This is a genomic window from Paraburkholderia fynbosensis (assembly GCF_902859935.1).
GTDB lineage: Bacteria > Pseudomonadota > Gammaproteobacteria > Burkholderiales > Burkholderiaceae > Paraburkholderia > Paraburkholderia fynbosensis.
Window position 1 is genome coordinate 45,696 of the sequence record NZ_CADIKI010000004.1, and the last position, 20,428, is coordinate 66,123.

A 20,428-nucleotide genomic window follows, 5' to 3' on the forward strand; every position below is an offset into this window, starting at 1 on the left:
ACGGCCGGGCAAACGAAATGGAACTTGATTTCTCGCCGGTGATCGCCGGTTGGCCGGACATCATGCACGGCGCGTTGGTGACGGTCGAAGTAACCGCCGCGTCGCTCGCGCTCAGTTGCGTGCTTGGCCTGTTGATCGGCATTGGCAGGCTGACGCCGAAGCGGCGCATCGTGTACGGCCTGTGTACCGCGTACCTGACGTTCTTCCGCGGCACGCCGTTGCTTGTGCAACTCTTCCTGCTGTTCTTCGGCCTGCCGCAATTCGGCATTCTGCTGCCTGCGTTCGTGTGCGGCATGCTGGGGCTCGGCCTGTACTCGGCCGCTTACGTCTCGGAGATCGTGCGCGGCGCGATTCAGTCCGTCGATCGCGGACAGATGGAGGCGGCGCGTTCGATCGGCATGTCGTCGGGTCAAGCGATGCGCGCAATCATTCTGCCGCAGGCCATCGTGCGGATGATCCCGCCGCTCGGCAATGAATTCATCGCGTTGATCAAGAACTCGGCGCTGGTGTCGCTCCTGACGATCGACGATCTGATGCATGAAGGTCAGAAGATCATCAGCGTGTCGTATCGTTCGCTCGAAGTGTATCTGGCCATCGCGCTGGTTTATCTGGTGTTGACGCAGGCGACCAATTACGCACTGCATCGCGTCGAGCGTCGTTTGCGTGCGGGAGGGATGGTGCAATGAATAACGTGGCCAAAACCAATGAGCCCATCGTCAGCATTCGCGGGCTGACCAAATCGTTCGGCCCGCATACGGTGCTCAACGGCATCGATTTCGATATCCAGCCGCAACAGGTCGTGGTGGTGATCGGGCCGAGCGGCTCGGGCAAAAGTACCTTTCTGCGCTGCTGCAACGGACTCGAACAGGCCGAAGGCGGCACGATCGACATCTGTGGGCATCGACTCGTCGAACAAGGCGAGATGCTCAAGGAGCGCTCGCTGAATGCGCTGCGCACCGAGGTCGGCATGGTTTTTCAGTCGTTCAATCTGTTTCCGCATTTGTCGGTGCTGCATAACATCACCGTCGGTCCGCGCATGTTGCGCGGTCTCGGCAAGGCGCAGGCCGAAGCGGCCGCGATTGCGCTGCTGGAAAAAGTCGGACTGGCGCACAAGGCGCATGTGATGCCGGCGAGTCTGTCGGGCGGTCAGAAGCAACGGGTGGCGATTGCTCGCGCATTGGCGATGCAGCCGCGCGTCATGCTGTTCGACGAGCCGACATCTGCGCTCGATCCCGAACTGGTCGGCGAAGTACTCCAAGTGATGAAGCTGCTCGCGAGCGAAGGCATGACGATGGTGGTCGTCACGCATGAAATGGGCTTCGCGAAGGAAGTGGCCGACGTGGTGGTCGTGATGGACGGCGGTGTGATCGTCGAAGCGGGGCCGCCGGCCGAGATTTTCTCCGCGCCTTCGCAGCCTCGCACGCGCGCATTTCTGCAGGCGGTGTTGTCGCGCGCATGAGAGTCCCATTCGATGACAAGGTATGGGCAGGCCGCTCCGACGACGGTGAGCCCGGCGACACGCGGCGTGTTTTCAATCAGGTAATGCCGTTCAGTGACGTCGTGCGGGTGCAGCGCGACGCGCCGGTGATCGTGGGCTTCGGCTCGGATGAAGGCGTGCGCCGCAATCAAGGCCGGATCGGCGCAGCGCATGCGCCCAGGGAGTTGCGCCGTGTGCTGGCGGGGTTGCCCGCCAAAGCGTCGATGGCGGCGCTCGCCGATGCCGGCGACGTGGTGTGCGACGACGGCGATCTGGAAGGCGCGCAGACGGAACTGGCGGACGTGGTCAGCGAAGTGCTGGCGAGCGGTGGACGGCCGTTGGTGTTCGGTGGCGGTCATGAGGTCGCGTGGGGAACGTATAGCGGCTTGCGGCTGCATCAGCAGCGTGAAGCCGGCAACGCTGCTGCGCCGCTCGCATCGCGCAAGCTGCTGATCATCAACTTCGACGCTCACTTCGATTTGCGCCAGAAGCGTCCCGCGAATTCGGGCACGCCGTTCGATCAGATCGCGCTCGACTGTGCGGCACGAGGGGTGCCGTTCAACTATGCGTGCTTCGGCATCAGCGATCTGGGCAATACGGCCTCGCTGTTCGCTCATGCGGAGCGGCTCGGCGTGCACTACGTGCTCGACGTCGAGATGCAGGAAACGCAACTGCCGCAGCGTCTGAATGAGCTTCAGCAGTTGCTGGACGCAGCGGACGACGTCTATCTGACGATCGATCTCGACGTCTTGCCGGCCGCCACCGCGCCGGGCGTGTCTGCGCCCGCTGCGCTGGGCGTGCCGCTATCGGTGGTCGAAGCGATGGTGCTGCGCGTGCGGTCCTCGGGCAAGCTGCGCGCGGCGGATATCGCGGAGTACAACCCGTCGCTCGATCAGGACAAGCGCACCGCGAGAGCGGCTGCACGACTGGCGTACCGGCTGCTGTAAATCGGGCTATCGCTCACCGTATCGCTCCGGCGAGCCGTTTCCGTGTCCTTGATGCCATACGAGGCGATTCGGCGCGCCGTCGTTAGATTTTTTGAAGTTGCGCTGGACCTTAAGCCACTACTACGGACTTGCCTGTCTAAGACGGCCAGTTCCAGCAACCCCGGCCGGACGCGAATTAAAATTTGACTCTGTGCGTATGCACATATAGACTGCCTCTCATGACCCGCCCTCTCTCTTACGACGAATGTAATTGCTTCGCGCTGCGCCAGGCGGCGCGGCACGTCACGCAAATCTACGAACGCCATCTCGGTGGAGTGGGGCTGACGGCTGCGCAATTCACGATTCTTGCCAAGCTCGCACGCACGCCGAACCTGCCAATGGCGGACCTCGCCGACGCGATGGTGATGGAGCGCACCACACTGGTTCGCGCCATGAAGCCCTTGCAGCGCGACGGCCTGGTGGTGGCGGAATCGGCGGAGCATGACGGCCGCACGTTTCTGTTCAGTCTGACGGAGCAGGGCGAAAAGACTTTCGACCAGGCCGCCGTCGCATGGCGCGCGGCCCAAGAGGAGTTCGAAAAGAAGTTCGGCCAGGCGCGCGCCAAGACGCTGCGCGCCGAATTGTTCAGCATCACCGGCTAGTCAGGCGCACGCTCGTTCCGACGAGCGCTGTTATATCTGTTTGTGTGCATACGCACTCACGAATGGGAAAGCACAGCAATGGAAGGGCTATTCGACGACGACTGCTTTGCGATCCGCCAGGCCGCACGTTACGTGTCGCAGATTTACGACCGGCATCTGGCCAATGTCGGCCTGACGATTACGCAGTTTTCGCTGCTGGCGCGTCTCAAACGCACTGGCCCGATGACGATGAAGCAGATGGCCGAAGCCATGCGCATGCAGCGCACCACGCTGGTCCGCACGATTCAGCCGTTGCGCCGCAATGGCCTCGTGTCGAGCGAGGCGCGCGGTGCGGATGCGCGGGCGTTGACGATTGCGCTCACGGCCATCGGTGAAGAACGGGTGAACGCCGGGCGCGAGCATTGGTATAGCGCGCAAGCCGAATTCGAGCATCGCTTCGGCGAACAGCGCGCGGCGGCATTGCGCGGCGAACTGTTCGCTCTCTCACGGGATTCGATCTAAGGCCGTCTGCGGGCGCAACGAACGCCGGCGCACTGCGCCGTTTTTTTCAACGTAACAAGTGCATACGCACATATCGACATCATGTCCACTACACCTTCGACTGTCGCCCCGCCGAGTGCGGCGCATACCGCCAGGCCGGCAAAGCGCATGCCGTGGATGTTGCTCGCGATCCTCACCGTGATCGTCGCCATGGCGCTTGCCGTGTCGTACTGGTTCTTCGTCGGTCGCTTCGTCGAAACGACGGACGATGCGTACGTGGGCGGCGACGTCACCGTGATGGCGCCGAAGGTGAACGGCTTTGTCGCCGACGTTCTCGTGCACGACAACCAGTTCGTTCACGCGAACCAGGTGCTGGTGCGCCTCGACGCCCGCGACTACGACGCGCGCCTGGCGCAGGCCAGCGCGGAAGTGCAGAGCGCGCAAGCCGCCGTTACCGAGTTGCAGGCGAAGAAATCGTTGCAACTTGCCACCATTAACGAACAAGCGGCCGAGGTGCGCGCCTCCGGTGCGGAACTCACGCGCAGCGCCGCAGACCAGGCGCGTTACCGCGAGTTGGTGAAGGACGACGCGGTATCGAGCCAGGTGGTCGAGCGGGCCGATGCCGATCTGACCAAGGCGCACGCCGCGGTCGATCGCAGCAGTGCCGCGCTGATCGCGGCGCAACGGCAGATCGCCGTGCTCGACGCACAGATAGGCGACGCCGAAGCGCGCATCGCCACCGCCCGGGCGGCGCAGCGCGTGGCCGCCTTGAACGTGGAGTACACGACGATTCGCTCGCCGATCGACGGTTTTGTCGGCAATCGCAGCGCGCGAGTGGGACTGCTCGCCAACACCGGTGTGTCGCTGCTGACCGTGGTGCCGTCGAGCGGACTGTGGATCGACGCGAATTTCAAGGAAGACCAGTTGAAGAAGATGCATGTCGGCGATAGCGTCGACGTCGATCTCGACGCATCGAACCAACGGATTCACGGCGTGGTGGAGAGCCTCGCACCGGCCACCGGCGCGACCTTCAGCGTGCTGCCCGCCGAAAACGCCACCGGCAACTTCACGAAGATCGTGCAGCGCGTGCCGGTTCGCGTGCGCCTCGACGTGCCGAAGGGCATGCAGAGCGTGCTTCGTCCGGGGCTCTCAGCGACGGTAAAGGTGCATGTCGACGCCGGCCGCGCACAAGTACACGGATGATGAGCCGATCATGACTCAAGTTCTCGACAATCCCGCCGAGCAGCCGACCCGCACCAAAGTCTTCGCGTTCGCGCTGATGTGCGTGGGCTTCTTCATGGCCACACTCGATATCCAGATCGTGGCGTCCTCGCTGCGCGACATCGGCGGCGGCTTGTCCGCGAGCCAGGACGAACTCTCGTGGGTGCAGACCTCGTATCTGATTGCGGAGATCATCGTGATTCCGATGTCCGGCTGGCTCACGCGCGTGTTCTCGACGCGCTGGCTCTTCACGTTCTCCGCGCTCGGCTTCACGGTCACGAGCATGCTGTGCGGACTCGCGTGGGACATCAACTCGATGATCCTGTTTCGCGGTTTGCAGGGCGCGGCCGGCGCCGCAATGATTCCGACGGTGTTCACCACCGCGTTCGTGCTGTTTCCCGGCAAGCAGCGGCTGATCGCGTCCACCACGATCGGCGCGCTGGCGTCGCTCGCGCCGACCATCGGTCCGGTGATCGGCGGCTGGATCACGTCGCAATGGTCGTGGCACTGGCTGTTCTATCTGAACCTGGTGCCGGGCATTGCCGTCACGGTGATGGTGCCGAAGTACGTCCACATCGATAAGGTCGACCTGTCGCTGCTGAAAAAAGGCGACTACCTCGGCATTCTGCTGATGTCAGGCTTTCTCGGCTGCCTCGAATACGTACTCGAAGAGGGCCCGCGCAAGAACTGGTTTGGCGACGACGTGATCGTTCTGTGCACGTGGGTCTCGGCGATCTGCGGCTTTCTGTTCATCGTGCACGCGTTCACCGCGAAAGAACCGATCGTCGATTTGCGCGCGCTCGCCGTGCGCAACTTCGGTATCGGCAGCTTGCTGTCCTTCATCACCGGCATTGGGATCTTCTGCACGGTGTTTCTGACGCCAGTGTTTCTGGCGCGAGTACGCGGCTTCGATTCGTTGCAGATCGGTCTCGCGTTGCTCTCGGTCGGCTGTTTCCAGTTGATTGCGTTGGCCGCGTATTCGATGCTCGCGCGTGTCGTCGATATGCGCCTGCTGATGGTGTTCGGGCTCGCGCTGTTCGGCATCGGCTGCTATCTGTATGTGCCGTTGACGAGTCAATGGGGCTGGCAGCAGTTGCTGATTCCACAGGCGTTGCGCGGGATCGGCCAGCAGTTCTGCATTCCGCCTATCGTCACGATGGCACTGGGGGCGTTGCCGCCGTCGAGGCTTCGCTCCGCCAGCGGCCTCTTCAACCTGATGCGCAATCTGGGCGGCGCGATCGGCATCGCGGTGAGCAGCACGATGCTCAACGACCGCCTGAACTTTCATTACGAGCGGCTCGACGAGCACCTGAATGCGGGCCGACCGGCGGTCGAATCGATCTTGCAGAAGCAGGCCGAATACTTCGCGGCGATCGGCGGGAATGTGCTGAATGCGGCGCACGCGGGGCTCGATCAATTGCACGACGTGCTGTTGCGCGAAGCGCTGGTGCTCACTTTCTCCGATACGTTTCTTGCCGTGTCGCTCTGTTTCGTAGTCGGTTTGCTGAGCGTGCTGTTCTCGCGCCCATTCGGCAACACCGCGCCGCCGCCCGAGGCCCATTGAGGATTTCAACATGAAGCCGATCGTAATCAAAGTACTGGCGAGCGGGGCCTTCCTGACGCTCGCGGCGTGCGCGGTGCAACCGGCCACACACGCGGACTTGCCGCAGACGGTCAAGACCGTCGCGCCGACAGCGTGGAGCGTCGATGCACCACAAGACAATGTCAGCGCCGACGCGTGGTGGTCGCAATTCGGCGACCCGGTCATGCACCAACTGGTCGAGTCGGTACTGACCGGCAATCTCGACGTGCAGGCTGCGGCGGAGCGTGTGCGGCAGGCGCAGGACCTGGCCACGCAGAATCGCGCGGCCTTGTTGCCCGAATTGAACGCCAATGCAACCGCATCGGACACGCGGCAAAACACGCCGCCGCCGCTCGGCTATGTGCGTCAGGCCGGCATCGGCCTGTCGGCGAGCTGGACGCCCGATGTGTTCGGCGGCGAACGTCTCGCGGTACTGGCCGCGCAGGCCCAGGTGTCGGGAAGCGAGGCGGCGCTGAATCAGGTGCGGCTCGCGCTCGCTGCGAACTCGGCGGCGGCCTATATCGATCTGCGCTGGGCGCAGACGCAATTGCAGATTCTCAGCGAGAACGAGCAGATTCGCGCTCGTGCGCTGAAACTCACACAACGGCGTCTGCACTACGGACTGTCGACGCAGCTCGACGTCGCGCGTGCGCAGAATCAGTTGGAGGATTTGCAGTCGCAGATTCCGCGCATGCAATCCGCCGTGCAGCATCAGTTGAGTCTGATCGCAGTCTATTCGGGCCGCACGCCGGAAAGCGTCGACAGTTTGCTGCTTGCCGACGCCCGAGAGATTCCGCTGCCCGCGCAAAGCGCGCCGCAGATGCTGCCTTCCGACGCGCTGCTGCAGCGGCCCGATGTGCGCACCGCCTATGCGCTGGTCGAACAGCGCGCGGCCGAGGTGGGGGTCTCGAAGGCGCAGCGCTATCCGAAGTTCAGGATCGATCTCGCCAATGGCCTGCTCGCTTCGTCGTATCTCGGCTTGCCGACGCTCACCGACAACCTCTTTAGCGCCGCGTTGAATGCGACGAGCCCGATCTTCAACGCGGGCCGCATCACCGCGAATATCGACGCGAGCGAGAGCCGCATGCGCGAATCGCAGCTCGGTTTGCAGCAGACCATGCTGCAGGCGCTGAAGGAGATCGAGGACAACCGCAGCGATCTGGTGAGCGGCGCGGTGCAGGTGCAACGGCTCGGCGGCGCGCTGGATGCGTCGAATCAGGCGCTGCGTTTGTCGACCGAACTGTACAAGGGTGGCGCGTCGAGCTTTCTCGACGTGCTCGCCGCGCAGGAGGCGTATCTGCGCGACGCGGAATCGCTGAACCAGGCGAAGCGCGAGCACGCGCTCTCGGCGGTCGCGTTGTACCGCTCGCTGGGGGGCGGGTGGGATGTCGCGGCGGGCGAGACGGTTGCGGTGGTGTCGGCGAAACGCTGATTCGTGGCGGCGGCCAATCGGTGCCATCAAACGAGCAGGCAGGCGCAGTAGAAAACGCAGTGCTGAATCAACTGGAGAGAAACCATGACGAGTACGCGAGAAGTAGTGATCTGCAATCCGGTGAGAACGCCGATTGGCGCATTCGGCGGATCGCTGAAGGACGTGAGCGCAACCGAACTCGGCGCGGCGGCCGTGCGCGAGACGCTGCGGCGCAGCCGGCTCGATGGGAGCGCGCTGGCGTCGGTCGTGATGGGTAACGTGATTCAGGCCGGCAACAAAATGAACCCGGCGCGTCAGGCGTCGATGGGTGGGGGCGTGCCGGTGGCGGTGCCGGCGCTGACCGTCAATCGCGTGTGCGGCTCCGGCGCTCAGGCCATCGCTTCGGCGGCTCAGGAGATCTGGTTAGGCCTTGGCGATGCCGCCGTCGCGGGCGGTATGGAGAACATGGACCGCGCACCGTATCTGCTCGATGGCGGGCGCTGGGGATATCGGATGGGCAACGCGCAGATTCACGACAGCCTGCTGCGCGACGGCCTGAACGACGCGTTTTCCGGCCAGCATTCCGGCTGGCATACGGAAGACCTCGTCAGCCAGTTCGACATCACGCGCGAAGCCCAGGACCGTTGGGCCGCGCGCTCGCAACAGCGCTTTACCGACGCGCAGGCGCGCGGTGACTTCGACGCCGAGCTGGTCGCGGTGGATATCCCCGCGCGCAAAGGTCCGCAGCAGTTCACACGCGATGAACAGCCGCGCCCGGATACGACCGTGGAGACGCTCGCCAGATTGCGGCCGGCCTTCCGCCCGGACGGCACGATCACCGCGGGCAACGCGCCGGGGTTGAACAGCGGCGCGGCCGCGATGCTGGTGGCCGAGCGTGGTTTCGCCGAAGCGCGCGGCATCGAGCCGTTCGCGCGGCTCGTCGCGTATGGGGTTGCGGCGGTCGAACCGGGCATGTTCGGTCTCGGACCGGTGCCCGCCGTGCAGATCGCATTGGCGCGCGCGGGTTGGCAGCTGGACGATGTCGAGCGCTTCGAAATCAACGAAGCGTTCGCTGCGGTGCCGATCGCGGTCGCGCGCCGGCTCGGCATCGCGGACGAACTGATCAACGTGCAGGGCGGCGCGATTGCGCACGGTCATCCGATCGGCGCGACCGGTGCGGTGCTGACCACGCGCCTCGTTCATTCGATGCGGCGCGACGGGCTCAAGCGCGGCATCGTTACGTTGTGCATCGGCGGCGGGCAGGGGATCGCGCTGGCGCTGGAAACGCTGTAGGGTCGGCGGCGGTGTGCTCAGAGGTCGCGAGCACGACCTCGACTGGCCCGCGACCACGCGATCAGCGTACCATTGCTACCCTGTCGCGCGCGTCATGCGGCTTCGCGAACTTTGCTGCGATCGATCGCGAAGCCGACCCGAGGGTTCGGCGCCGCCACGCATCGAACCGCGCGACGGCCTGCGTGCAGAGCCCGCCATGACGCTCAGGAACCTGATGGGCGCCACGCTTGCTGGCATGTTCATCACGCAGAACCGAATCGAGGACCGCCGCATGAACATGGAACAACTGCTGGAACGCGCGAGCGTCGCGCGAGAAAAGGCCTATGCGCCTTATTCGAAATTCAAGGTCGGCGCCGCGCTACTGACGCGCGACGGCCAGGTGTTCGACGGCTGCAACGTCGAGAACGCCGCCTACGGCTTGTGCAATTGCGCCGAACGCACGGCGTTTTTCAGCGCAATCGCCGCGGGTTATCGGCGCGATCAGTTTGCGGCGCTTGCCGTGATCGGCGATACGGACGGTCCGATCGCGCCGTGTGGCGCATGCCGCCAGGTGATCCTCGAACTGGGCGGCCCCGCTCTGCCGATTCGCCTCGGCAATCTGCGCGGCGCCACGCGCGACACCACCGCGCGCGAGCAACTTCCGGACGCGTTCTACCTATGAGCAGGCACAAGATCATCTACGACAGCGACCCGGGCGTCGACGATGCGATGGCGCTCGTCTTCCAGGCGCTGCACCCCGACATCGAACTGCTCGGGCTGACGAGCGTGTTCGGCAACGCGACGATCGAGACGACGACGCGCAATGCGCGCTTTCTGGCCGGACGCTTCGCCGCCGGCGTGCCGGTTGCGCAGGGCGCGGCGGCGCCGCTCAAGCGCGCCGTGCCCGCGCCGCTCGCGCGGATTCACGGCGACAACGGCCTCGGTAACATCGCTTTCGACAGCACCTGCGCGGCGCCGCTCGACGCGCGGCCCGCGCACCGCTTCATCATCGACACGGTGCGCGCGCATCCGGGCGAAGTCACGCTGCTCGCGGTCGGGCCGCTGACGAACCTCGCGGTGGCGCTCGCCGAAGATCCGCAGATCGCGCCGCTCGTCAAGCAGGTGGTGATCATGGGCGGCGCGTTCGGCACGGCCGGCGTGCTCGGCAATGTGACGCCGGCCGCGGAGGCCAACATCCTGGGCGACCCCGACGCGGCCGACCGCGTGCTCGGCGCGGCGTGGCCGGTGGCGATCGTCGGGCTCGACGTCACGCAGCCGACCATCATGAGCCACGCGTATCTCGCGTCGCTGCGCGAGCGCGGCGGTGCGGCGGGACAATTCGTGTGGGACGTGTCGCGTGATTACGAGGCTTTTCACGAGCAGAGCGCGCAATTGGCGGGCATCTATGTGCACGATTCATCGGCGGTCGCGTACGTGCTGGCGCCGGACCTCTATACGACGCGCAGCGGTCCGGTGCGCGTGTTGACGCAAGGCATCGCGGTGGGCCAGACCATCCAGAAGCCAGCGACGCTGCCGGTGCCCGCGCCGGACTGGGACAACCGCCCGGCGTGCAAGGTCTGCATCGGCGTGGATGTGCCGGGAGTGCTGGCGCTCTACGAGCGCATCATTTGCTGCTTGCCCGAATCGACGTAGTAGTTTTGAAAGGCGCCGCGCCGCGCGGGCGGCCGATAGTGAAGAAGTGGTGAGCCAAGGCGATGCATCGCCGCGATTCATCTGACCTGCGCCGACCTGAGCAGACATGAGCCGCGGCGACGCTGCATCGCAGCACGCGCCAGGCTCGGGCAATCGCCGCCCATGCCTCGCGCCAATCTTTGCTACATTTCTGCACACACACTGTGTACGCGAGCCGGAGCTCTCCAGTAAGGCGCGCGCGACCGACATCTATCAAGAGGCGAAAAGATGCGAATTCTAGTAGTAGGGGCGGGCGCGGTAGGCGGTTACTTCGGCGGGCGTCTCGCGGCGGCGGGTCAGGACGTGACTTTCCTCGTGCGCGCGGGCCGGGCGGAAAAGCTGCAGCGCGACGGACTCGTCATCAGCAGCCCGCGCGGCGACCTCAAGCTGGACGGCATCAAGACGATCCTTGCCGGCGTCAGCGCCGAGCCGTTCGATCTGGTGCTGCTCAGTTGCAAAGCCTACAGCCTCGACGACGCCATCGATTCCTTCGCGCCGCTGGTCGGCGAGTCGACGCTGATCCTGCCGATGCTCAACGGCATGCGCCACATCGAGGTCCTCACGGAAAAGTTCGGCGCGTCGCGCGTACTCGGCGGTCAATGCGTAATCGCCGCGACGCTCAACGCCGAGCAGCACATCGTCCATCTGAACGACATGCACGCGATCACTTTCGGCGAACAGGCGGGCGGCACGTCGGAACGCGTCCAGGCGATTGCGGACGCGATGGCCGATGCGAACTTCGACGTCTCGGTCAGCGACAACATTCTGTTGCGCATGTGGGAAAAGTGGGTTTTCCTGGCCACGTTGGCGGCGAGTACCTGCCTGATGCGAGGCTCGGTCGGCGATATTCTGGCCGCGCCGGACGGCAAGCGCGTAATCGAGAACCTGTTGGGCGAGTGCCGCGCGGTGGCCGAACACCACGGCTTCACGATGGGCCCGGACTTCGACGCGCGCGCCACCCAGACGCTGTTCACGCCTTCGCCGCTGACCGCGTCGATGCTGCGGGATGTGGAAAACCACTCGCATACCGAGGCGGATCACATTCTCGGCGATCTGATCGCGCGCGGCGGCGATGCGCAAAAGGGCGAGCACGGACTGTCGCTGCTGCGCATCGGTTATAGCCATCTGAAGACGTACGAAGCGCGCCAGGCTCGCACGTCCTGAGCGCGGGCCCAAGTCGCCGAGAGAGTGCGGGCAGGGGGATGAAGAAGGACCGTCATCGCAGCCTAACGACCGGAGGTGAAACATGCCGAGTCCAATTGGATCGGTGCCCGCACTGAGTGCCGCTTCGGCGACGATCTTCTCGATCGGCATCGTATTTCTCGGCTACTGGGGCCTGTATGAGCCGAGCAAATGGCGTCCCGCCGACATCGTCGTCTTCATCTGCGCGCTGATCGGCTTCGCTTGCCTTGGGCTCGTGCCGTGGATGGCGACGAGTCCCGTCGAGCCGGAAAACAGCGATGTGCGCATCCGCATCGCACGGCATCTGTTTCTCACGGGCGTTATCTCGATCTGGCTCGCGGTGGCGATCTCGGTGGTTTTCTGAATGCCACGGGCATCACGTGCGCCCCATAGAAAACGCGCCCTGTAGCGGCAAGGCGCGTTGTCTTCCATCGAAACCGAACCTGAATCCGGCGGATTTAGCGCTCGATCTGCCGGTTCCAGCGCGTGTCCCACTGCGCACGATGCGCGTTGATCGTGTCCCAATCCACCACGGTCACCTTGCGGATCAGATCGTCGACGTTGCCGAGGCTTTGCTGCATCGGCGGCGTCATCTTCGCGAGATGGTTGGTCGGAATCTGCTTGCCGGCCTCGGCGGCTTTCGTCTGCGCCGGCGCGGACAGCAGGAATTGCGCGAGCTTTTGCGCGAGTTGCGGATCGGGATTGTTGTTGACCACGCACAGATCGACCAGCAGCAGCACCGGCCCTTCCTTCGGATTCACATAAGCGACCGGAATGCCCTTGTCCTGCAGATCGCCGACGCCGGTCGGCGTCAGTGGGAACAGACCCGCTTCGCCGGTCTGAACCATTTCGGAAATCTTCGCCGAATTCGGCACGTACTCGACCACGTTCGGGCCCACCGTGCTCGCCCATTTCGTGAAGCCCGGTTCGACGTTCTGCTCGCTGCCGCCCATCAGCCGGTTGATCGCGAGAAAGCCGTGCAGCCCGAAGGTACTGCTCGAAGCCGACTGGAACACCACCTTGCCCTTGTACTTCGGGTCGGCGAAATCCATCCACGAAGTCGGCGGCGCCCAGCCTTTTTCGGCGAACAGCTTCTTGTTGTACGCGATGCCCGTCATGCCCAACTGCACGCCCGCGCCCATGTCGCCCTTCATGCGCGCGAACGGATAGAGTTCCTTGAGCACTGGCGAGTCGTCGAGCTTCTTGCACACGCCCATGCTGACCGCACGCGCCATCACGCCGTCATCGAGGAACACCACGTGAATCTGCGGACTGGCCTTGTTGGCGAGCAGCTTCGCGAGAATATCCGACGACGTGCCCGGCACCACCACCACGTGCACGTTGTTGGCTTTCTCGAAGTCGGGCAGCACCTGGCTCGTATAGGCCTTTTCCATCGGACCGCCGTTCATGCCGATGTAGATCGTTTTGGTCTGCGACCACGCCGGCGCGGCCGCGCCGAACGCGCACAGGGCGGCGAGTGCCGCAAGCGTCTTGAACAGTTTCATAGGGGCTCCTGAGTTTCACTGGATTTGAGACTTAAGCGACGGATGAGGTGGTCGCCGCGGCAAAGCGGCCAATCGAGAAAGCGTCGAGGGGCGTGGCCGTGGCGCCGTCGATCACGAGATCGGCAAGCACTTCGCCGACGCCGGGCGCGAGCAGAAACCCCCCGCCCGAAAAGCCGAAGGCGTGCAACAGACGCGGCACCGTGCGGCTCGCGCCGATCACCGGATTGCTGTCGGCTGTCTCGCCTTCGACGCCGCTCCACGTGCGGATCAGCAGCGCCTCGCGCAACGCGGGCAGCAGCGCGCACGCGTCGCGCATCACGGCGCGGGTGGTTTGTGTCGACGGCTGACCGTATTCGCCGTCGCCATGACCGCGTCCGCCGCCGATCACGCAATTGCCGCGCGCCACCTGCCGCGCGTAGATGCCACCGCCGTACACGCCGAGGTTGTGCGTGATGAGAAGCGGCAGCGGCTCGGTGACCCACATGTTCGGGTAGATCGGTTTCATCGGCACGGTCTCGCCGAAATGACCCGCGACCTTGTTCGCCCATGCGCCGGCCGAGTTGATCAACCAGTCGGCGCTGATGCGCGTGTCGCCGGCGCGCAACTGAAAACGCGTGCCGTCGTGATGAATCCCGGTTAGTTCGGTTTGCTCGCGTACGTCCGCGCCTGCGGCTCGCGCGGCACGCGCGAAGGCGGGCGACACGAGACGCGGGTTCGCATGACCGTCGCTCGGGCACAACGAGCCGCCGATGGCTGCCGCGCCGAGCCACGGGTAGCGTCGGCGGAAGTCCGCGCCATCCAGCACCTGCGAGCGCAGTCCGTAATCGCGCGCCATGTCGGCCCATGCCTGCAGCGCGACAAGATCGGCTTCGCTGCGCGCGAGCCGCAAATGGCCTGACACCGTAAACTCGCCGTCGATGCCGATCAGTTCGGGCAGGCGCTCCCAGATGCGCCGCGCACGCATCGCGAGCGGCATCTGTTCGACCGGGCGGCCCTGGCAGCGCACGCCGCCGTAGTTCACGCCGCTCGCCTGCGCGCCGCAATAGCGCCGCTCGAACAGGCCCACGCGCACGCCACGGCGCGCGAGCGCCAATGCGGCCGACGAACCCACGAGACCGCCGCCCGCAATGACGACGTCGTAATGCAGCGCGTCACTCATCGCGGGCCTCCGCGGGAATCTCGGCGACATCGTCGGCGTACATCGCGGGCGAAAGCGGAATCGGTTTGACGGGCGGCTGGCTGCGCAGGCGACCGACCGCTTCGAGCGGCTTGCCGGTTTCCTCGGCGAGCAGCGCGAGCGCCGCTTCACCGCACATACGCCCCTGGCAGCGGCCCATGCCGACCCGCGTGAGCGCCTTCAACCGGTTGATCTCGTTCGCTTCGCCGCCGCGGATGCAGCGCCGCACGGCGCCCGCGTCGATCTCTTCGCAGCGGCACACGGTCATGTCGTCGGGCCATTGCGCGGCGCACTGCGTGGGCGGCGCGAAGGCCGCTTCGATGCCCTCGCGAAACAGCGCGATACGTTTCAGGCCGCGTTCGAGCGACGCCGCGTCGGGCAGACCGGGGCCGCGCGCCGGCTCGATGCCGAGATCGTCGAGTAAGGCGAGCGCCGCGCGGCGGCCCGCCAGTTCGGCGGCGTCGGCGCCGGCAATGCGCGCACCGTCGCCGGCGAGATAAATGCCGCGCACCGAACTGCGGCCGGCGGCATCGAGTTCGGGCAGCCAGCAGCGGTTGGTCGGATCGAAACGGAAGCGGCACCCCGCGAGATCGGCGAGTTGCGTTTCCGGCTTCAGCCCGAAGCTGATGCCAACCGCGTCGCAGGCGATCGTTTCGCTCGCCGCGCGGTCGCCCGGCTTGCGCCATTCGATTGCCTCCACGCCTTGAGCGCCGCGAATGGCCACGAGTTTCACCGCGCGTTCGATACGCACGCCATGCGTTTTCAGCCAGCCGACGTAGTACAGACCCTTGGCGAATGTCCACGGCAGACGCGCGAGTTTCGCCGTGGCGGCGATCTGTTGCGAGAGCGGGCTGGTGTCGAGCACGGCCAGCACCTGCGCGCCCGCTTTGACGTACTGATACGCCACCAGGTAGAGCAGCGGCCCGGTGCCCGCCAGCACGACGCGTCGGCCGATCGCGCAGCCTTGCGCCTTCAGCGCGACCTGTGCCGCGCCGAGCGTGTAGACGCCGGGGAGCGTCCAGCCAGGCAGCGGCAGCACGCGATCGGTCGCGCCGCTCGCGATGATCAGGTGTGAGAACGGCACGCGGGTTTCGCGTCCCGCTTGCAGCGTATCGAGCCAGCCCGCTTCGCAGGCCCACGCGAGCGTGTCGGGACGGTAGTCGAGATGCGGCAGCAGCGTGGCCATGGTCGTATGCAACGCGTCGGCCTTGTGCGCTTCGAAACCGTAGAGTGTTTTTTTCGAGCGCTGAAAGCCGCCGTGCACGGGCGGTTGCCGATAAATCTGGCCACCCCAGCGGGCGTTTTCATCGATCACGATGGGCTTGAGGCCCGCCGCGACCAGCGTCTGCGCGGCGCGCACGCCCGCCGGACCCGCGCCGACGATCACGATGCGGCGTTCGTCGTTCATCGCGCGTCTCCCTCGGCGGGCGCAACGGCAACGGCGCCGGCTTCGCTCGCGGCAAACCGCGTGACCACCCGCAAGCCGTTGGTCACCGGCGTCGAGCACGCGCGCAGACGCCGGCCGTCTTCGGTGCGCATCCAGCAGTCCTGGCAGGCGCCGATCAGGCAGAAGCCGGCGCGCGGCGCGCCGCTGAATTCGCTGTCGCGCACGCGGCGCTGGTGCGTCAACACCGCGGTCAGCAGCGTGTCGCCTTGCAGCGCGGCGACTTCGCGGCCATCGAGAAAAAACCGCAGCGGCTCGCGCTGCGTTTCGGCGAGACGAACGAATTGCGGCGCTTGTGTGCACGTGGCGGCATCGGAAAACGGCGGGCTGGATGGCATTGCAGAGTAGGAAGAAGACATCAGTGCTGGCCGATCAGAATCCGGTTCAGTCCGTACGCACGATCGAGCAGCAGCATCGCGCCGGCCGTGATGAAGATCACCAGCGCGGAGACGGACGCCATCATCGGGTCGATCGATTCGGTCGCGTACATGTACATGCGCACCGGCAGCGTGACGGTTTGCGGCGAGGTGACGAAGATCGACATCGTCAGTTCGTCGAAGCTGTTGATGAACGCGAGCAGCCAGCCGCCGGTAATGCCCGGCAGAATCATCGGGAAGGTGATGCGGCGAAACGTGGTCCACGCGTCGGCGCCGAGCGAGTGCGCGGCATGTTCGACGCTGCGGTCGAGACCGCTCACCGAAGCGAGCACGAGCCGCATCACGAACGGCGTGATGATGATCATGTGCGCGAGCACGAGCCACGCGAACGAGCCGGTCGCGCCGATCAGCGCGAAGAAGCGCAGCAACGCGATACCGAGCACGAGGCCGGGAATCACGAGCGGCGAAAGCAGCAGACCGTTCAGAAACGCGCGGCCCGGAAAGCGCGCCCGGCCGATCGCGAGCGCGGCGGGCAGCGCGACGAGCAGGGACAACGTCGCCGACGCGAACGCCAGCTTCAGGCTGTTGAAGAACGCCGAAATGAAGTCCGGGTAATTGAGGATCGCGCGGAACCAGCGCAGCGACAGGCCGTGCGTGGGCAGCGTGAGCGTTTCGCCGGGCGTGAACGCGACCAGCACGACGATCACGAGCGGCGCGAGCACGAACGCAATCACCAGCGTGTGGAAAATCAGCGCGACAGGGCCGTTTTTTCTCATGATGTCTTCACTCGATGAGGCAGTCGATCAACCCAGCTTTCTGGCGTATCTGCGTTCCAGAACCCGGTAGTAGGTGAGCATCACGATCAGATTCGCGACCAGCAACAGCAGCGCGATAGTCGCGCCGAGCGGCCAGTTCAGCGAGCCGAGGAATTCGTCGTAAACAGCGGTGGCGGCGACTTTCAGGCGCCGTCCGCCGAGCAGGCCGGGAATCGCGAACGCGCTCGCCGACAAGCCGAATACCATCAGACTGCCGGACAGAATGCCGGGCGTGAGTTGCGGCAACACGATGCGGCGCAGCACGGTGGCGGGCGAAGCCATCAGAGAGAGCGCGGCGTTTTCCGTTTGCGGGTCGAGCTTCTGTAACGCCGTCCACACAGGGATCACCATGAACGGCAGCATCACGTGCACGAGGGCGATGACGATCGCGAAGGTCGTGTATTCGAGCTTGTAGGGGCCGAGGCCGACCAGACCGAAGGCCTGATTCACCAGACCGTTGCTGTTGAGCAGCATGCTCCAGCCGAACGCGCGCACCACCACCGACACCAGCAGCGGCGCGAGAATCACCAGCAGAAACATCGAGCGATACGGATCGCGCATGCGCGACAGCACGTACGCTTCGGGCGTGCCGATCGCGACGCACAGCAGCGTGACCAGAAACGCGATGCCGAAAGTCCGCAGGAAGATCGTGTGGAAATACGCGGAACCCAGCACCTCGACGTAGTTGCCGAACTGGAAGGCGGCGAGCGGGCCGCTCGCCGGGTCGAAGCGGTAGAAGGTCAGCACCAGCGTCATCACGAGGGGAATCAGCACCAGTGCGGCGAACAGCAGAAAGGCCGGCGCGCACATCAGCCAGAGCGGCAGGAACGCGTGCCACGGCGCGCGCCGGGCGTCGCCGGACGGCCGGCTGCCGTTGTCGGTGGCGGGCAGCGCGCTAGCCATGTTGTGCATCCCGTTGAATGAAGCGGATTGCTTCGCTGTTCCAGTCGACCCCCACCGCCGCGCCTTCCGGCAGCGGCTCTGCGCCTTCGTTCTGGCAGCACACCAGCACTTCGCCGAGCCGGCTGTCGAGCCGGTACAGCCACTGGCTGCCGAGGAAGAAGCGGCTCGTCACGGTGGCCCGCACCCGGCCCGTGTCGGGCGCGCACAGGCGCAGCTTTTCCGGGCGGATGCACAAGGTCACCGCGTCGCCGACCGCGACCACGCGCTCGCGCGCCGGCAACTGCGCGGTGCGGCCGGTTTCCGCGAGGTCATGGCCGAGGTCGATGCGGATCGCGTCGCCGTCGCGCGCCACCACGGTGCCCGGCAGCATGTTGGCCTTGCCGATGAACTGCGAGACGAAGCGGTTCTCGGGGCGCTCGTACGCTTCATACGGCGTGTCGATCTGCGTGATGCGGCCGGCTTCCATCACCACCACGCGATCGCTGATCGACAGCGCTTCGGACTGGTCGTGCGTGACCATGATCGTGGTCGTGCCGATCTTGCGTTGAATGCTGCGCAGTTCGAACTGCATGTCTTCGCGCAGCTTCGCGTCGAGATTCGACATCGGTTCATCGAGCAGCAGCACCGGCGGGGCGATCACGATCGCGCGGGCAATCGCCACGCGTTGCCGCTGACCGCCGGACAACTCGCGCGGAAAGCGATGCGCGAGCGTGTCGAGCCGCACGAGAGCGAGCGCTTCGCGCACCCGCGCCTGCCGTTCGGCCTTGTCGATGTTGCGCATTTCCAGACCGAAGCCGACGTTGTCGGCGACGCTCATGTGCGGAAACAGCGCGTAGCTCTGGAACACGATGCCGAGCCCGCGTTTGTTCGGCTTCATGTGCGTGATGTCGCGGCCGTCGAGCGTGATGCGCCCGCGCGTCGTTTCGACGAAGCCCGCGATCATCTGCAGCGTGGTGGTCTTGCCGCAGCCGGATGGGCCCAGCAGCGAAACGAACTCGCCTTTTTCCACCGACAGGTTCACGTCGGCGACCGCCTGCAGGTTGCCGAACGATTTGGCGACATCGGTGAGTGTGAGGAACGACATGGTCTGGCCTTTGGATGGTTCGACTCGGTTCAAACGGCGACTGCTGTGAGCCGTGATGGAGCCGACTCTAGCCAGCCAAATTACCGGGCGTCAATTCGAAATTCCGTTTGGCGGGATAAGCTTGAAAAAAATTCCGTTATACGGAATATATGTGGTGCAATGTGAATGAACTGTTCCGCTGCATGGGGTCAGGAATATCCCTATACATACGCGGCCAAGCGTTGTGTCACAGGCACGGGTCAAAGATTCCGTTTGCGGATAAACCGCCTTATAGTATTCCGAACAATGAAATAACCGAGGGCCAACAGAATGAATGCCGCCGCCAAACGAGATACCGCTGCCGCACCGGCCCAAACGGGCGACGCGCCCGGCCCCGGCATGCTGGAGCGCGCCTTCGCCGTGATCCGTGCGTTGTCGCAAGTGCAACCGGACGGCGGCCGCGTCACGCGGCTCGCCAAAGCCGTGGGGCTGACGCAGGGCACCGTGCATCGCATCCTCCACGCGTTGATTGCCGAGGGCATGGTCGAACAGGACGAAAGCTCGAAGCTGTACCGGCTGAGCGTCGAGTTCTTCGCGCTCGCGGCGCAGGCCGGCAATCCGAGCGGCATGCGCACGCTGTGCCGTCCGGCGTTGCTGCGGTTGTGCGCGAGCCTCGGCGACACGATCTTCCTGCTGGTCAAAAGCAGCTTCGACGCGGTGTGCCTCGACATCTGCGAAGGGCCGTTTCCGATCCGCTCGTTTACGGGTGACATCGGCGGACGCGTCGCGTTGGGTGTCGGCCAGGGGAGCCTCGCGATTCTCGCGTTTCTGCCCGAGGCGGAGCGCGAGGAAATCATTCGCTTCAACGTGCCGCGGATTCGCGGCTACGGCGTGCTCGACGAAGTGTATTTGCGCACCGAGATCGAACGCGTGCGCCAATTGGGCTACGCAGGGCGCAATAGTGGCGTGCTCGACGGCATGGCCGGCGTGGCGGTGCCGATTCTGGACCGCACCGGCGTCGCGGTGGCGGCGCTGAGCGTCGGCACGCTGGCCGCGCGCCTCGGTGACGACCGTCTGCCGATGGTGGTGGAATTGCTGCGGCGCCAGGCCGATGCGATCGGTCCGCAAACCAATCCGTTCGATGTCGCGCTGCGTCGCCCGACGCAAGGTTTGTCGCGCGCGATGACGACCGAACGGATCACGGGATAAGCGGCGAAACAAGAGGCGCTGAGCGGCGCG

General features: G+C 65.1%; 21 protein-coding genes. 14 read left to right on the forward strand and 7 right to left on the reverse strand.

Annotation, left to right across the window (positions count from 1 at the left end; genetic code table 11):
- The first annotated feature begins 17 nt into the window (after window positions 1-17).
- The 13 genes from HV770_RS07950 to HV770_RS08010 all read left to right on the forward strand — a co-directional run bounded on the left by HV770_RS07950 (window position 18) and on the right by HV770_RS08010 (window position 12,269).
- Window positions 18-686 (forward strand): amino acid ABC transporter permease, encoded by a 669-nt coding sequence (locus HV770_RS07950; RefSeq protein WP_121323477.1) that lies wholly within the window; start codon window positions 18-20, stop codon window positions 684-686.
- Complete coding sequence (locus tag HV770_RS07955) at window positions 683-1,459, forward strand: amino acid ABC transporter ATP-binding protein (protein WP_281366199.1); 777 nt, start codon at window positions 683-685, stop codon at window positions 1,457-1,459. The genes HV770_RS07950 and HV770_RS07955 overlap by 4 nt, the downstream gene beginning before the upstream one ends.
- Window positions 1,456-2,424, forward strand: a complete 969-nt coding sequence (gene hutG, locus HV770_RS07960; protein WP_175158888.1) for a formimidoylglutamase — start codon at window positions 1,456-1,458, stop codon at window positions 2,422-2,424. The genes HV770_RS07955 and hutG overlap by 4 nt, the downstream gene beginning before the upstream one ends.
- A 218-nt stretch (window positions 2,425-2,642) precedes the next feature.
- The gene (locus tag HV770_RS07965) at window positions 2,643-3,065 is read left to right on the forward strand and encodes a MarR family winged helix-turn-helix transcriptional regulator (protein WP_121323474.1); all 423 of its coding nucleotides are present in this window, start codon (window positions 2,643-2,645) and stop codon (window positions 3,063-3,065) included.
- Window positions 3,066-3,143: 78 nt separating this feature from the next.
- Entirely contained in the window at window positions 3,144-3,566 is a 423-nt protein-coding gene (locus tag HV770_RS07970; protein WP_175158889.1) for a MarR family winged helix-turn-helix transcriptional regulator, read from the forward strand.
- Window positions 3,567-3,647: 81 nt separating this feature from the next.
- Window positions 3,648-4,748, forward strand: coding sequence for an HlyD family secretion protein (locus tag HV770_RS07975; protein WP_175158890.1), 1,101 nt, complete (start codon window positions 3,648-3,650; stop codon window positions 4,746-4,748).
- 10 nt (window positions 4,749-4,758) lie between these two features.
- Window positions 4,759-6,330, forward strand: coding sequence for a DHA2 family efflux MFS transporter permease subunit (locus tag HV770_RS07980; protein WP_175158891.1), 1,572 nt, complete (start codon window positions 4,759-4,761; stop codon window positions 6,328-6,330).
- A 10-nt stretch (window positions 6,331-6,340) separates the two neighbouring features.
- Entirely contained in the window at window positions 6,341-7,780 is a 1,440-nt protein-coding gene (locus HV770_RS07985) for an efflux transporter outer membrane subunit (RefSeq protein ID WP_175158892.1), read from the forward strand.
- Between the two features lie 84 nt (window positions 7,781-7,864).
- Complete coding sequence (locus tag HV770_RS07990; RefSeq protein WP_175158893.1) at window positions 7,865-9,052, forward strand: thiolase family protein; 1,188 nt, start codon at window positions 7,865-7,867, stop codon at window positions 9,050-9,052.
- A 271-nt stretch (window positions 9,053-9,323) separates the two neighbouring features.
- A complete protein-coding gene (locus tag HV770_RS07995) occupies window positions 9,324-9,713 on the forward strand; it encodes a cytidine deaminase (RefSeq protein WP_121323956.1) in 390 nt (129 codons plus the stop codon).
- Window positions 9,710-10,684: a nucleoside hydrolase gene (locus HV770_RS08000; RefSeq protein WP_175158894.1), complete on the forward strand. Its 975-nt coding sequence runs from the start codon at window positions 9,710-9,712 to the stop codon at window positions 10,682-10,684. Before HV770_RS07995 ends, HV770_RS08000 begins: the two co-directional genes overlap by 4 nt.
- Window positions 10,685-10,951: 267 nt before the next feature.
- On the forward strand, window positions 10,952-11,887 hold the full coding sequence (panE, locus tag HV770_RS08005; RefSeq protein WP_175158895.1) for a 2-dehydropantoate 2-reductase: 936 nt from the start codon (window positions 10,952-10,954) through the stop codon (window positions 11,885-11,887).
- An 82-nt stretch (window positions 11,888-11,969) separates the two neighbouring features.
- The gene (locus HV770_RS08010; RefSeq protein WP_175158896.1) at window positions 11,970-12,269 is read left to right on the forward strand and encodes a hypothetical protein; all 300 of its coding nucleotides are present in this window, start codon (window positions 11,970-11,972) and stop codon (window positions 12,267-12,269) included.
- A gap of 94 nt (window positions 12,270-12,363) precedes the next feature.
- On the opposite strand, the gene HV770_RS08015 is transcribed toward HV770_RS08010, so the two are convergent.
- Genes HV770_RS08015 through HV770_RS08045 form a run of 7 tightly spaced genes read right to left on the reverse strand, consistent with a single transcriptional unit; the run spans window position 12,364 to window position 19,210 of the window.
- Complete coding sequence (locus tag HV770_RS08015; protein ID WP_175158897.1) at window positions 12,364-13,410, reverse strand: ABC transporter substrate-binding protein; 1,047 nt, start codon at window positions 13,408-13,410, stop codon at window positions 12,364-12,366.
- 31 nt (window positions 13,411-13,441) lie between these two features.
- Window positions 13,442-14,569, reverse strand: a complete 1,128-nt coding sequence (locus HV770_RS08020; RefSeq protein ID WP_175158898.1) for an NAD(P)/FAD-dependent oxidoreductase — start codon at window positions 14,567-14,569, stop codon at window positions 13,442-13,444.
- A complete protein-coding gene (locus HV770_RS08025; protein WP_175158899.1) occupies window positions 14,562-15,995 on the reverse strand; it encodes an FAD/NAD(P)-dependent oxidoreductase in 1,434 nt (477 codons plus the stop codon). The genes HV770_RS08020 and HV770_RS08025 overlap by 8 nt, the downstream gene beginning before the upstream one ends.
- Entirely contained in the window at window positions 15,992-16,369 is a 378-nt protein-coding gene (locus HV770_RS08030; protein ID WP_175159176.1) for a (2Fe-2S)-binding protein, read from the reverse strand. The genes HV770_RS08025 and HV770_RS08030 overlap by 4 nt, the downstream gene beginning before the upstream one ends.
- A gap of 20 nt (window positions 16,370-16,389) precedes the next feature.
- Window positions 16,390-17,184 (reverse strand): ABC transporter permease, encoded by a 795-nt coding sequence (locus HV770_RS08035; protein ID WP_175158900.1) that lies wholly within the window; start codon window positions 17,182-17,184, stop codon window positions 16,390-16,392.
- A 27-nt stretch (window positions 17,185-17,211) separates the two neighbouring features.
- Window positions 17,212-18,126, reverse strand: a complete 915-nt coding sequence (locus HV770_RS08040) for an ABC transporter permease (protein WP_175158901.1) — start codon at window positions 18,124-18,126, stop codon at window positions 17,212-17,214.
- Complete coding sequence (locus HV770_RS08045) at window positions 18,119-19,210, reverse strand: ABC transporter ATP-binding protein (RefSeq protein WP_175159177.1); 1,092 nt, start codon at window positions 19,208-19,210, stop codon at window positions 18,119-18,121. The genes HV770_RS08040 and HV770_RS08045 overlap by 8 nt, the downstream gene beginning before the upstream one ends.
- 309 nt (window positions 19,211-19,519) lie before the next feature.
- On the opposite strand from HV770_RS08045, the gene HV770_RS08050 reads away from it, so the two are divergent.
- A complete protein-coding gene (locus HV770_RS08050; protein WP_175158902.1) occupies window positions 19,520-20,398 on the forward strand; it encodes an IclR family transcriptional regulator in 879 nt (292 codons plus the stop codon).
- Window positions 20,399-20,428 lie beyond the last annotated feature (30 nt).